This is a genomic window from Streptomyces sp. NPDC006207 (genome assembly GCF_040613835.1).
Lineage (GTDB): Bacteria > Actinomycetota > Actinomycetes > Streptomycetales > Streptomycetaceae > Actinacidiphila.
Map to the genome: position 1 here is coordinate 225,814 of NZ_JBEXSX010000004.1, position 11,849 is coordinate 237,662.

At 69.4% G+C, this 11,849-nt stretch carries 12 protein-coding genes and 1 pseudogene; 3 read left to right on the forward strand and 10 right to left on the reverse strand.

What is annotated here, in order from left to right; genetic code table 11:
• Positions 1-8: 8 nt before the first annotated feature.
• The 6 genes from prcA to arc all read right to left on the reverse strand — a co-directional run bounded on the left by prcA (position 9) and on the right by arc (position 6,103).
• Positions 9-815, reverse strand: a complete 807-nt coding sequence (prcA, locus tag ABZ312_RS04965) for a proteasome subunit alpha (RefSeq protein WP_500330669.1) — start codon at positions 813-815, stop codon at positions 9-11.
• A 50-nt stretch (positions 816-865) separates the two neighbouring features.
• Entirely contained in the window at positions 866-1,711 is an 846-nt protein-coding gene (gene prcB / locus ABZ312_RS04970) for a proteasome subunit beta (RefSeq protein ID WP_500360245.1), read from the reverse strand.
• Positions 1,663-2,253: an endonuclease VII domain-containing protein gene (locus ABZ312_RS04975; RefSeq protein ID WP_500436484.1), complete on the reverse strand. Its 591-nt coding sequence runs from the start codon at positions 2,251-2,253 to the stop codon at positions 1,663-1,665. Before ABZ312_RS04975 ends, prcB begins: the two co-directional genes overlap by 49 nt.
• A 9-nt stretch (positions 2,254-2,262) precedes the next feature.
• Positions 2,263-2,481: a ubiquitin-like protein Pup gene (locus ABZ312_RS04980; RefSeq protein ID WP_354798988.1), complete on the reverse strand. Its 219-nt coding sequence runs from the start codon at positions 2,479-2,481 to the stop codon at positions 2,263-2,265.
• A 136-nt stretch (positions 2,482-2,617) separates the two neighbouring features.
• Complete coding sequence (gene dop, locus ABZ312_RS04985) at positions 2,618-4,129, reverse strand: depupylase/deamidase Dop (protein WP_499510936.1); 1,512 nt, start codon at positions 4,127-4,129, stop codon at positions 2,618-2,620.
• Between the two features lie 207 nt (positions 4,130-4,336).
• Positions 4,337-6,103, reverse strand: coding sequence for a proteasome ATPase (arc, locus tag ABZ312_RS04990; protein ID WP_500330674.1), 1,767 nt, complete (start codon positions 6,101-6,103; stop codon positions 4,337-4,339).
• Positions 6,104-6,343: 240 nt separating this feature from the next.
• On the opposite strand from arc, the gene ABZ312_RS04995 reads away from it, so the two are divergent.
• Entirely contained in the window at positions 6,344-6,634 is a 291-nt protein-coding gene (locus ABZ312_RS04995) for a ferredoxin (RefSeq protein WP_450386264.1), read from the forward strand.
• 4 nt (positions 6,635-6,638) lie between these two features.
• On the opposite strand, the gene ABZ312_RS05000 is transcribed toward ABZ312_RS04995, so the two are convergent.
• The 3 genes from ABZ312_RS05000 to ABZ312_RS05010 all read right to left on the reverse strand — a co-directional run bounded on the left by ABZ312_RS05000 (position 6,639) and on the right by ABZ312_RS05010 (position 9,856).
• Complete coding sequence (locus ABZ312_RS05000; RefSeq protein WP_500330676.1) at positions 6,639-7,226, reverse strand: hypothetical protein; 588 nt, start codon at positions 7,224-7,226, stop codon at positions 6,639-6,641.
• A 161-nt stretch (positions 7,227-7,387) separates the two neighbouring features.
• Positions 7,388-8,296 (reverse strand): tRNA (adenine-N1)-methyltransferase, encoded by a 909-nt coding sequence (locus ABZ312_RS05005; protein ID WP_500330678.1) that lies wholly within the window; start codon positions 8,294-8,296, stop codon positions 7,388-7,390.
• Between the two features lie 327 nt (positions 8,297-8,623).
• On the reverse strand, positions 8,624-9,856 hold the full coding sequence (locus tag ABZ312_RS05010) for a site-2 protease family protein (protein ID WP_499510940.1): 1,233 nt from the start codon (positions 9,854-9,856) through the stop codon (positions 8,624-8,626).
• Positions 9,857-9,953: 97 nt separating this feature from the next.
• On the opposite strand from ABZ312_RS05010, the gene ABZ312_RS05015 reads away from it, so the two are divergent.
• Both ABZ312_RS05015 and ABZ312_RS05020 read left to right on the forward strand, forming a co-directional pair.
• Positions 9,954-10,805 carry a RecB family exonuclease gene (locus ABZ312_RS05015; RefSeq protein WP_500330680.1) on the forward strand — a complete coding sequence of 284 codons (852 nt, stop codon included), beginning with the start codon at positions 9,954-9,956 and terminating at the stop codon, positions 10,803-10,805.
• A gap of 16 nt (positions 10,806-10,821) precedes the next feature.
• Positions 10,822-11,493: a response regulator gene (locus ABZ312_RS05020; RefSeq protein ID WP_499510942.1), complete on the forward strand. Its 672-nt coding sequence runs from the start codon at positions 10,822-10,824 to the stop codon at positions 11,491-11,493.
• Between the two features lie 59 nt (positions 11,494-11,552).
• On the opposite strand, the pseudogene ABZ312_RS05025 reads toward ABZ312_RS05020, so the two are convergent.
• Positions 11,553-11,849, reverse strand: a pseudogene (locus ABZ312_RS05025) (ABC transporter substrate-binding protein); the annotation flags it as partial.

An 11,849-nucleotide genomic window follows, 5' to 3' on the forward strand; every position in this document is an offset into this window, starting at 1 on the left:
GGAACCCGTCACACGTCCTCGTCCAACTCCGGAAGGTCGTCGTCCCCCTCCACCGGAGCCGCAGGCGGAGCGGGCTTCTCCGACTTCTCCGCCTTCTCCACCGACGGCGCCGCCCCCTCCCCCTCCAGCAACCGCGACAACTGCCGGCCCAGGATCCGCTTGAACTTGCGCTGCTGCGGCCGCGTACGGTCCAGCACCGCGACCTCCAGCTGCTCCGCCGTGAGCTGCCGGTCACTGCCGTTGTTGTCCCGGCTCAGCGACTCCACCGCCAGCTTCAGCGCCTCCGCAAGCGTCATGCCGTCACGGTGCCGCTGGTCCAGGTAACTGCCGATCTGGTCCGAGTTGCCACCGACCGCCACCGCACCGTGCTCGTCGACGATCGAACCGTCGTGCGGCAACCGGTAGATCTGGTCCTCGGAGGGGTCCGCGCCCACCTCCGCGACGATCAGCTCCACCTCGTAGGGCTTCTCCCCCACGCTCGAGAAGATCGTGCCCAGCGTCTGCGCGTACACGTTCGCCAGGCCGCGCGCGGTCACGTCGTCCCGGTCGTAGGTGTAACCCCGCAGGTCGGCGTAGCGCACACCACCGATCCGCAGGTTCTCGAACTCGTTGTACTTCCCCACCGCCGCGAAGGCGATCCGGTCGTAGATCTCACTGACCTTGTGCAGGGCACGGGACGGGTTCTCGGCGATGAAGACGATGCCGTCGGTGTACTGCAGCACGACGACGCTGCGCCCGCGCGCGATGCCCTTGCGGGCGAACTCGGCACGGTCGGCCATGGCCTGCTGGGGTGAGACATAGAACGGCGTCGACACCGGCTATCCGTCCCTTTCTGTCAGTAGCGAGTGCATCTCGGACGACCAGGTCAGAGCAGCCCGGCCCGCGGGCCGTCCGGCAGCTCCAGCCGCCGCTCGTGGACGGCCCGGACGATCTCCGACGACTCGGCCTCGGTCAGCTTGCGGAAGCCCTCGTCGGTGATGACCGTGACGATCGGGAAGATCCGCCGCCCCAGATCCGGGCCACCGGTCGCCGAATCGTCGTCCGCCGCGTCGTACAGCGCCTGGATCACCAGCGTCGCCGTCTGCGACTCCGTGAGGTCCGGCTTGTACAGCTTCTTCATCGAGCCCCGCGCGAACACCGAACCCGAACCCGTCGCCGCGAAACCGTGCTCCTCCGAACGCCCGCCCGTCACGTCGTACGAGAAGATCCGCCCCTTCTCCCGGTCCGTGTCGTAGCCGGCGAACAGCGGCACCACCGCCAGCCCCTGCAGCGCCATCCCCAGGTTCCCCCGGATCATGGTCGACAGGCGGTTCGCCTTGCCCTCCAGGGAGAGCGTGGCGCCCTCGATCTTCTCGTAGTGCTCCAGCTCCAGCTGGAACAGCTTGACCATCTCCACCGCCAGGCCCGCCGTGCCCGCGATGCCGACCGCCGAGTACTCGTCGGCCGGGAACACCTTCTCGATGTCCCGCTGGGCGATGACGTTGCCCATCGTGGCGCGCCGGTCACCGGCGAGCACCACGCCGCCGGGGAAGGCCGCCGCCACGATCGTCGTGCCGTGCGGCAGCTCCACGGCCCCCTTCACGGCGGGCAGGGTGCGGTTGCCCGGGAGCATCCCCGGCGCGTGCGCCCCCAGGAAGTCCACGAACGAGGACGAGCCAGGCGTCAGGAAGGCAGCTGGTAGACGCCCGGTGCTACGAGTGTTGGCTTCCACACGTTTCCTTCCACGTAGGCGGCCGCCCGCCGTATGACGTCGGGCCGATCCTTGAACTGCCCCAGCGCGGCGTTGCAGCTGAAGCACAGTACGCCACGGACCCTACCCGTCCCGTGGTCGTGATCCACATGTTCGGCCGGGGCGTCCAAACAAATGCAGCAGATACCGAACTGCTCGGTGACCATGGCGTCCCGCTCGGCCTCGGTCATCCCGTACTTGCCCTTCAGATGGCCGGCCCGGCCCTCCACCGCCCGGCACGACTTGCACCGGCTCGACAGGCCGTCCGACGCGCTGCTGTTGCGGTCCCACTCGCTGTGCGGCTTGGTCTCCCCGCAACGACGGCAGTGCTTGTGCCCGTCGGGCACAAGCACTCGCGGCCGTACGTTCTTCCCTCTCGCCAACTGCCTCTGCTGGTGGTACCCGGCCCAGCACTCCCGGCAGTAGGCCTGGAGACCGTCGCGCGACGCCCTGTTCTTGGCGAACGCCTCACACGGCAGCAGTTGCTTGCACCGAGAGCACCGCTTCACGCCCCCCTCGTTCATGGATGTGGACTACTGTCCACCCTTCTGAACGAAGGAACGCACGAAATCCTCAGCATTCTCCTCGAGGACGTCATCGATCTCGTCCAGCACGGAGTCCACGTCGTCCGACAGCTTCTCCTGCCGCTCCTTGAGGTCGGAGGCGGCCTGCGCGTCCTGCGCGGTCTCCTCGACCTCCTCGGTCGAACGCGTGGCCTTCTGCTGCCCGCCGCCGGTGTCCTTGGTAGCCATGTGTCCCTCACCCCGCTCGGTGTCCATGTCCTACAAGATCAGACCCTACAAGGAGGGTCCGACTTCGGCCCCCGGTATTGCCCAACGTCCGGGGGCCACCCCGATGATTCCCGGTTCGGACGGATTTCAGCCCTGCTCAGCCGCCCGACAGGATCCGCACCAGCTCCTCCGCGGTGCGACAGCGGTCCAGCAGCTCCTTGACGTGGTTGCGGGTGCCCCGCAGCGGCTCCAGGGTGGGGACGCGCTGCAGCGAGTCCCGGCCGGGGAGGTCGAAGATCACGGAGTCCCAGGAGGCCGCCGCGACGTCGTCCGCGTACTGCTCCAGGCAGCGGCCGCGGAAGTAGGCGCGGGTGTCCTCCGGGGGCTTGCTCATGGCCCGGACGACCTCGTCCTCGGTCACCAGTCGCTGGATGCGGCCGCGGGCCTCCAGACGGTTGTAGAGGCCCTTCTCGGGGCGCACGTCGGCGTACTGGAGGTCGACGAGGTGGAGCCGCGCGGCGTCCCAGCCCAGGGAGTCGCGGCGCCGGTAGCCCTCGAGGAGCTCGCGCTTGGCGATCCAGTCCAGTTCGCCGGCGAGGCTCATGGGGTCGCCCTCGAGCCGGTTGAGCACGTCCTCCCACCGTCCGAGGACGTCCTTGGTCTGGTCGTCGGCGTCCGTGCCGAAGCGGTCCTCCACGTACTTGCGGGCGAGTTCGCAGTACTCCATCTGGAGCTGGACGGCGGTCAGTGTCCGGCCGCTGCGCAGGGTGATCAGGCGGCGCAGCGTGGGGTCGTGGCTGACCTGGTGGAGGGTGCGGACGGGCTGGTCGACGGCGAGGTCGACGTTGATGAAGCCGTCCTCGATCATCGACAGCACCAGGGCGGTGGTGCCGAGTTTGAGGTAGGTGGAGATCTCCGACAGGTTCGCGTCGCCGATGATCACGTGCAGCCGGCGGTACTTCTCGGCGTCGGCGTGCGGTTCGTCGCGGGTGTTGATGATGGGCCGTTTGAGGGTGGTCTCCAGGCCCACCTCGACCTCGAAGTAGTCGGCGCGCTGGCTGATCTGGAAGCCGTGTTCGTGGCCGTCCTGGCCGATTCCGACGCGGCCGGCTCCGGTGACGACCTGGCGGCAGACGAAGAAGGGCGTGAGGTGGCGCACGATGTCCGAGAAGGGGGTCTCCCGCTTCATCAGGTAGTTCTCGTGGGTGCCGTAGGACGCGCCCTTGTTGTCGGTGTTGTTCTTGTACAGGTGGATGGGCTGGGCGCCCGGGAGCTGGGCGGCGCGCTCGGCGGCTTCGGCCATGATGCGCTCGCCGGCCTTGTCCCACAGGACGGCGTCGCGGGGGTTGGTGACCTCCGGGGCGCTGTACTCGGGGTGGGCGTGGTCGACGTAGAGCCGGGCTCCGTTGGTGAGGATGACATTGGCCAGGCCGATGTCCTCGTCGGTGAGCTGGCTGGTGTCCGCGGCTTCTCGGGCGAGGTCGAAGCCGCGGGCGTCCCGCAGTGGGTTCTCCTCCTCGAAGTCCCAGCGGGCGCGGCGCGCCCGGTGCATCGCCGCCGCGTAGGCGTTGACGACCTGGGACGAGGTGAGCATGGCATTGGCGTTCGGGTGGCCCGGAACGGAGATCCCGTACTCCGTCTCGATGCCCATTACTCGCCGTACGGTCATGCGGCCCTCCTTGCCCGGCTGCGGCCCGTGCTGGGCCGGTCGCTCAAGTACCGCTTCGCAATTGGCCCTCGTGCGGTACCGCTGAGCCTAGAACGCGATGGCGGTGGTGGGGAGATCATTACGCGCTTTCCTGGGTGGTGCCGGGGTGAAATGCTCCGGCTGCGGGTGCCCCTGCGTGGGCACCCGCAGCCGGAGGGTGGTCGCGTGTTACAGGTACTGGCCCGTGTTGGCGACGGTGTCGATGGAGCGACCGGTGTCGGCGCCCTGCTTGCCGGTGACGAGGGTGCGGATGAAGACGATCCGCTCGCCCTTCTTTCCGGAGATGCGAGCCCAGTCGTCCGGGTTGGTGGTGTTGGGCAGGTCCTCGTTCTCCTTGAACTCGTCCACGCAGGCGGCGAGCAGGTGGGAGACGCGCAGGCCCCGCTGGTTGTGGTCGAGGAAGGCCTTGATCGCCATCTTCTTGGCCCGGTCCACGATGTTCTGGATCATGGCGCCGGAGTTGAAGTCCTTGAAGTAGAGGACTTCCTTGTCACCGTTGGCGTAGGTGACCTCCAGGAAGCGGTTCTCCTCGGACTCGGAGTACATCCGCTCGACCACGGACTGGATCATGGCCTCGACGGTGGCCCCGGGCGAGCCGCCGTGCTCGGAGAGGTCCTCGCCGTGCAGCGGGAGGGTCGTCACCAGGTACTTGGAGAAGATGTCCTTGGCCGCCTCGGCGTCCGGCCGCTCGATCTTGATCTTCACGTCCAGGCGGCCGGGCCGCAGGATCGCGGGGTCGATCATGTCCTCGCGGTTGGAGGCGCCGATGACGATGACGTTCTCCAGGCCCTCGACGCCGTCGATCTCGGCGAGCAGCTGGGGGACGATGGTGTTCTCCACGTCCGAGCTGACGCCGGAGCCGCGGGTCCGGAAGAGGGATTCCATCTCGTCGAAGAAGACGATGACGGGGGTGCCCTCGCTGGCCTTCTCGCGTGCGCGCTGGAAGACCAGCCGGATCTGCCGCTCGGTCTCGCCGACGTACTTGTTGAGCAGCTCGGGGCCCTTGATGTTCAGGAAGTAGCTCTTGCCCTGGGGCTGCCCGGTGACTTCGGCGACCTTCTTGGCAAGGGAGTTGGCGACGGCCTTGGCGATGAGCGTCTTGCCGCAGCCGGGCGGGCCGTAGAGGAGCACGCCCTTGGGCGGGCGGAGCTCGTACTCCTTGAACAGCTCGGCGTGCAGGTAGGGCAGTTCGACGGCGTCGCGGATCTGCTCGATCTGGTTGCTGAGGCCGCCGATCTGGCGGTAGTCGATGTCGGGGACCTCTTCGAGGACGAGCTCTTCGACCTCGCTCTTGGGGACCCGTTCGTAGACGTACCCGGAGCGCGGTTCGAGCAGCAGCGCGTCGCCGGCGCGGAGGGTGCCGTCCAGCAGCGGCTCGGCGAGCCGCACCACCCGCTCCTCGTCCGTGTGCCCGATGACCAGGGCCCGCTCGCCGTCCTCGAGGATCTCCTTGAGGGTGACGATGTCTCCGATGCGCTCGAACTCCATGGCCTCGACCACGTTGAGCGCCTCGTTGAGCATGACTTCCTGGCCGCGCCGGAGGCCGTCCAGTTCGACGGACGGGCTGACGTTCACCCGCAGCTTGCGGCCGCCGGTGAAGATGTCGGCCGTCTCGTCCTCGTTCGCCTGCAGGAACACACCGAATCCGGCAGGGGGCTGTGCGAGCCGGTCCACCTCTTCCTTGAGGGCCACGATCTGGTCGCGGGCCTCTCGGAGGGTGTTGGCCAGCCGCTCGTTCTGAGCGGACACGCCTGCCAGGTTGGTCTGCAGCTCGACGATCCGCTCCTCGAGAATCCTCGTGTGCCGCGGAGAGTCGGCGAGCTTACGTCGCAGGACGGCGATCTCCTGCTCAAGAAAGGCGACCTGGCTCATGGGGTCTTCCGATCCACGAGCGGGTCGGCCGCCACGGTTGATGTCGTCGTCGTGGGCCGCCACGGTCCTCACCTCCTCCAAGGGGAGCTGGACGCTTCCAGACCCTACCTGGGCCAGTAGGGGTTGAAACCCCTAGATCACAAAGACGTCCTGGGTGTGTCCGATCTTCACCCTTGCGCACGTCCTCCCGCCAGGGAGATACCCAGCCATCACCATCCGAAAGCGGCCGGTTGTATCGTCGGTTCGGTCAACGCCCGTCAAGGGCTGTCCCTTCCCGAACGATGAACGGCAGGCGAGGTAGCGGTGAGCGAGGAAGTCGTCGAGGCGCTTGAGGTCTGGATCGATCAGGACCTGTGCACCGGGGACGGCATCTGTGTGCAGTACGCGCCCGAGGTCTTCGAGCTGGACATCGACGGGCTCGCCTACGTCAAGGGCGACGACGACGAACTCCGTCAGGCACCCGGGGCGACGGTCCCGGTTCCCCTGCCGTTGTTGACCGATGTGGTGGATTCGGCCAGGGACTGCCCTGGCGACTGTATTCATGTGCGTCGGGTTTCGGACAGTGTAGAACTGTACGGACCCGACGCGGAGTGATCTGTCACACGCTGTTCGCGAGCGGTCCGGGGATCTCGTAGTAGGTCCCGGACCTCCATTCCCAGCTGTAGTCGCGCATCTGGTCGGGGCAGCAACGGGGCACGTCGTCGGTGGAGTAGCCGAGCACGGTGGCCCGCACGATGCGGCCGTCGATCTTCAGGTCCTTGAAGCTGCGCTGCTCCTTGGGATCGACGAGGGTCTCGACGATGCGCGGGGCGGCGCCGGCGTCGGGGTCCGCCGACAGCACGTACAGGCCACTGGGCGGGGTGCCGGTCTCGGAGTGGCAGCGGACGACGGCGACGGTCTCGGGGCGGCCGTCCCCGTCGAGGTCTCCCGACGCCTGGTCCACGACGTCCACGGGCGCCCCGGCGCATTCCAGGGGGAAGTGCGCGGCACGGGGGTCCGGCGGCGTCACGGCGGCGGTCGCGGGCTTGCCGGTCCTGGCGTCCGCGGCGGGCCTGCCCGTGGAGGCGCCGGCGGGCTGCACGAGCGCGGCGCTGCCTATGACGGCGGCGATCACCGCGGCGGTCGTGATCCAGTGCACCGAACGGGCTCGGGTGTGCGGAAGGGCCGGCCCTGCGGATGGCTGCACGCGCCTGTCTCCTGTGGAGTTGGTCGAGCGGGGTGGCCAGCATGGTGCCACAGGTCACAGTCGCTTGGTACGACCGGGGCCCGTGTTTCGGGAGATGTCCGCGGGGGTGTGACGAAGCGCCGCCGCCGGCTTGCCGGCGACGGCGCTTCGGGGTCGGGTGGTTACGCTCCGCCGGTGGCCGTCTTGCCGCCGCCCGGGCCGGTGTAGTCCTCGCCGTACGCGCCGGGCGCGGGGCGCCTGCGCCGCATGGGGGGCTCGACGCCGTCGGCGAGACGGCGGGCGGTGAGCAGGAAGCCGGTGTGCCCGATCATGCGGTGGTCGGGGCGCACGGCCAGGCCCTCGATGTGCCAGGTGCGGACCATGGTCTCCCAGGCGGACGGCTCGTTGAACGTGCCGTGCTCGCGGATCGCCTCGACGGTGCGGGCGAGCTGGGTGGTGGTGGCCACGTACGCGCAGAGGATGCCGCCGGGGACCAGCGCCTTGGAGACGGCCTCCAGGCACTCCCAGGGGGCGAGCATGTCGAGGATCACCCGGTCGACGTCGGCGTCGCTGAGGTTGTCCTGGAGGTCGCCGACGGTGAGCTGCCACGCGGGGTGCGGGCCGCCGAAGTAGCGTTCGACGTTCTGGGTGGCGATCTCGGCGAAGTCGGCGCGGCGCTCGTAGGAGTGCAGCATCCCCTGGTCGCCGACGGCGCGCAGCAGGAACATGCTGAGCGAGCCGGAGCCGACGCCTGCCTCCACGACGCGTGCGCCGGGGAAGATGTCGGCCATCGACAGGATCTGCCCCGCGTCCTTGGGGTAGACCACGGCGGCGCCGCGGGGCATGGACAGGACGTAGTCGGGGAGCAGGGGGCGCAGCGCGAGGTAGGCGACGTTTCCCGTGGTTCGGACCACACTGCCCTCGGGGGCACCGATCAGCTCGTCGTGGGGGAAGGAACCCTTGTGGGTGTGGAAGTTCTTCCCGGCCTCGAGCGTGAACGTGTAGTGGCGTCCCTTGGGATCGGTGAGCTGGACCTGGTCCCCGACCTTGAAGGGCCCGCGACGGCGGGCGGCACCGGTCGGTTCGGACATGCGGACAAGCCTACCGTTCATTTTTAAGGGCTCCGTTCGCCTCCGGGGCGCTCCCCTTTTTGAGGCTCGGTTCGCCTCCGGGGCGCCCTCTGCACCTGTCGACGGTCGACCGGGCGCGATGGGCCGAGGCAGCCGCCCCTGCGGGTTGCTCCGGAGCAGCACATCGATGGACTGCCTCGGCGAGTGAGCCAAAGGGGCGCGGACGGTGTCGAAAGGGTGGGGGCACCTCCCGGCGGTAGCCGGGGGAGCGCGGAGGTCGCGAGGAACGAGTGACCGAGCACGGTCGACTGTCGACACCGTCTTGAGCGCCCCGGAGGCGAATGAGCCCTAAGAAGAAGGGCGAGCCATGGCGGCGAGGAAGGCTTTTTCGACGTCGGCGGTGGACAGGACGCCGTAGACCTCGCCGGAGTTCTCGATGACGAGGTACTCCGTGGCCGGGGTGGCACGCAGGGTGTCCAGGAGGTCCTCGCCGGCGAGTTCCGCGGAGACCTTCATGCCGGGCTTGAGGTCCTGGGCGAGGCCGGAGACGGCGACCCAGGGGCGGCGGTGTTCGGGGACGCCGACGATGGCGGCCTCGCGGACGACCGCGGTGGGGGTGCCCTGGCCGTCGACGACGACGAGGGCGCGGGCGCCGGCCTCGTTGGCCCGGCGCAGGGCCTCGGACAGCGGGGTGTCGGAGGAGACCGGCAGGGCGCGCCGGGTGAGCGAGCGGGCCTGGAGTTCGGGCAGGTGCTCGCGGAGCCGCGCCATGCGCAGGCTGTTGCCCGCGCCGGTCCAGATGATGGCGGCGAGGATGGCCGCGAGCAGGGCGTCGGTGAGGGAGTCGAAGCCGGTGGCGCCGTCCCCGCCGTCGCTCATGCCGCCGGCGTACGAGAGCAGGGGCAGGCCGACGAGGACGGCGATGGCCAGGGCGCGGCCGGTCCAGGCGGCGGCGACGGTGCCGGTCATGGCTTTGCCGCTGATCTTCCAGATGACGGCGCGGAGCATGCGGCCGCCGTCGAGGGGCAGGCCGGGCAGCAGGTTGAAGACGGCCACGAGCAGGTTGCTGATCATGAGTCCGGCGAGGAGTACGCCGGGGACGGTGTCGGGGTCGACGCCGTACATGCCGAGGTAGAAGACCCCGGCGAGGACGAGGGAGAGCAGCGGGCCGACGAAGGCGAGGACGAATTCGCGCCCGGGGGTCTCGGACTCCTTCTCGATCTCGGAGACGCCGCCGAAGAACTGCAGCTGGATGCGGCGCACGGGCAGGTCGAAGCGGAGGGCGGCGACGGTGTGGGCGAGTTCGTGGACGAGCACGGAGGCGTAGAAGGCGACCGCGAAGAAGAGCGAGACGAGGTAGCGGGCGCCGCCGAGCTCGGGCAGGACGCGGTCGAGCTGTCCGCCGAACACCCAGGTGATGAGGGCCGCGACGAGGAACCAGCTGGGGGCGACGTAGACGGGCACGCCGAAGAAGCGGCCCATGAGGATGCCGCCGCCGGGTCCCGGGGGACGTTTGGCGGGCCCGTCGTCGGGTCCGGGAGTCCTCTCGCCGCCCGGCGGCGGCTGCTGGCTCTCGCTCACTGGTTCCCCTCGTGTCGCTGACGCTCCGACGTCGATGGTATTGCCCGGTTGCGGGGACCCGACACCGGCTGTCGGCGCCACCCCGTAGGGTCCTGCCATGGGCACCAGCACCGAAGCCGTTCCTCCCAGGCCGCCGTCCTCCCTGTCGCCGTCGCGCGCCGCCGACTTCATGCGGTGTCCGCTGCTGTACCGGCTGCGGGTGATCGACAAGCTGCCGGAGAAGCCGAGCCAGGCCGCGACGCGGGGCACGGTGGTGCACGCGGTGCTGGAGCGCCTCTTCGACGTGCCTGCGGCGGAGCGGACGGCGGACCGGGCCCGGGCGATGGTGCCGGGGCAGTGGCAGCGGTTGCTGGAGGAGCGTCCGGAGCTGTCGGAGCTGTTCGCCGCCGCGGACGGGCAGGGGCTGGCGGAGTGGCTGGAGGAGGCGGCGCGGCTGGTCGAGCGGTGGTTCTCGCTGGAGGACCCGACGCGGCTGGAGCCGGCCGAGCGCGAGCTGTACGTGGAGACGGAGCTGGAGTCGGGGCTGACGCTGCGCGGTTACGTGGACCGTCTGGACGTCGCGGCGGCCTCGGGCGACCTGCGGGTGGTGGACTACAAGACCGGCCGGGCGCCGCGCCCCGAGTACGCGGACGAGGCGCTGTTCCAGATGAAGTTCTACGCGTTGGTGCTGTGGCGGCTGCGGGGCGTGGTGCCGCGCCGGCTGCAGTTGGTCTACCTGGGCAGCGGCGAGGTGCTGACGTACGACCCGTCGGAGGGTGAGCTGCGGGCGGTGGGCCGGAAGCTGGAGGCCCTGTGGGAGGCGATCACGCGGGCCACGGAGTCGGGTGACTGGCGGCCGCGGCCGAGCCGGTTGTGCGACTGGTGCGACCACCGGGCGGTGTGCCCCTCTTTCGGGGGGACTCCCCCACCGTATCCGCTGCCCGTGGTGGGGAAGAATGGGGAGTCCTGAGGGCGAAGGAGATCTTGTGGCTATTCGCGTCCTGTTGGTGGACGACCAGCCGCTGCTGCGTACGGGCTTCCGGATGATCCTGGAGGCCGAGGGCGACCTGGCGGTGGTCGGCGAGGCGGGGGACGGCCAGCAGGCCCTGGAGCAGGTGCGGGTGCTGCAGCCCGATGTGGTGCTGATGGACATCCGCATGCCGCGGATGGACGGGGTGGAGGCGACCCGGCAGATCACCGGGCCGGGCCGGGACGGTCCGGCGAAGGTGCTGGTGCTGACCACGTTCGATCTGGACGAGTACGTGGTGGAGGCGCTGCGTGCGGGGGCGAGCGGCTTCCTGCTGAAGGACGCTCCGGCGCACGAGCTGGTGCAGGCGATCCGGGTGGTCGCGGCGGGTGAGGCGATGCTCGCGCCGAGCATCACGCGGCGTCTGCTGGACAAGTACGCGGGGCGGCTGCCGTCGGGTGAGGAGCCGGTGCCGCAGGCGCTGCACACCCTCACCGAGCGGGAGGTCGAGGTGCTGAAGCTGGTGGCGCGCGGCCTGTCGAACGCGGAGATCGCCGCGGAGCTGTTCGTGAGCGAGACGACGGTGAAGACCCACGTAGGGCATGTGCTGACGAAGCTGGCGCTGCGCGACCGGGTGCAGGCGGCGGTGTACGCGTACGAGAGCGGACTGGTGCGCCCCGGGGCGCAGTAGCGTCCCCAGGGCGTTCGTCGCGTCGTGGTCCGGGCCGGGCGGCCCGGACCAGACGGCGGCTAGGAGGTCGAGACGCCCTTCTGGATCTCCCAGAAGCGGAAGATGGTGGACGGGTCGAGGGTCCACTCCAGGCCGTTGATGTTGTCCTTGGACACCACGTACTGCTTGCCCTGCCACAGCGGGATGATCGGGACGTCGTCGGCGACGATGTCCTGCAGTTCCTCGAAGTCGCCGCTGGTCGCGGCGCGGCCGTCCTCGGCAGCGGTGCGCGGGATCAGCTCGCCGGTGATCTTCTTGTTGACGTAGTTGTTGGACAGCACGTTGCCGTCACCGAAGAACGGGGCGGTGAAGTTGTC

Coding starts and splice junctions, on each gene's coding strand:
- ABZ312_RS05015 (WP_500330680.1), top strand. CDS start 9,954: ATGGGCACCAGCACCGAAGCCGTTCCTCCCAGGCCGCCGTCCTCCCTG.
- ABZ312_RS05005 (WP_500330678.1), bottom strand. CDS start 8,296: ATGTCCGAACCGACCGGTGCCGCCCGCCGTCGCGGGCCCTTCAAGGTC.
- dop (WP_499510936.1), bottom strand. CDS start 4,129: ATGACCGTACGGCGAGTAATGGGCATCGAGACGGAGTACGGGATCTCC.
- ABZ312_RS04980 (WP_354798988.1), bottom strand. CDS start 2,481: ATGGCTACCAAGGACACCGGCGGCGGGCAGCAGAAGGCCACGCGTTCG.
- ABZ312_RS04975 (WP_500436484.1), bottom strand. CDS start 2,253: ATGAACGAGGGGGGCGTGAAGCGGTGCTCTCGGTGCAAGCAACTGCTG.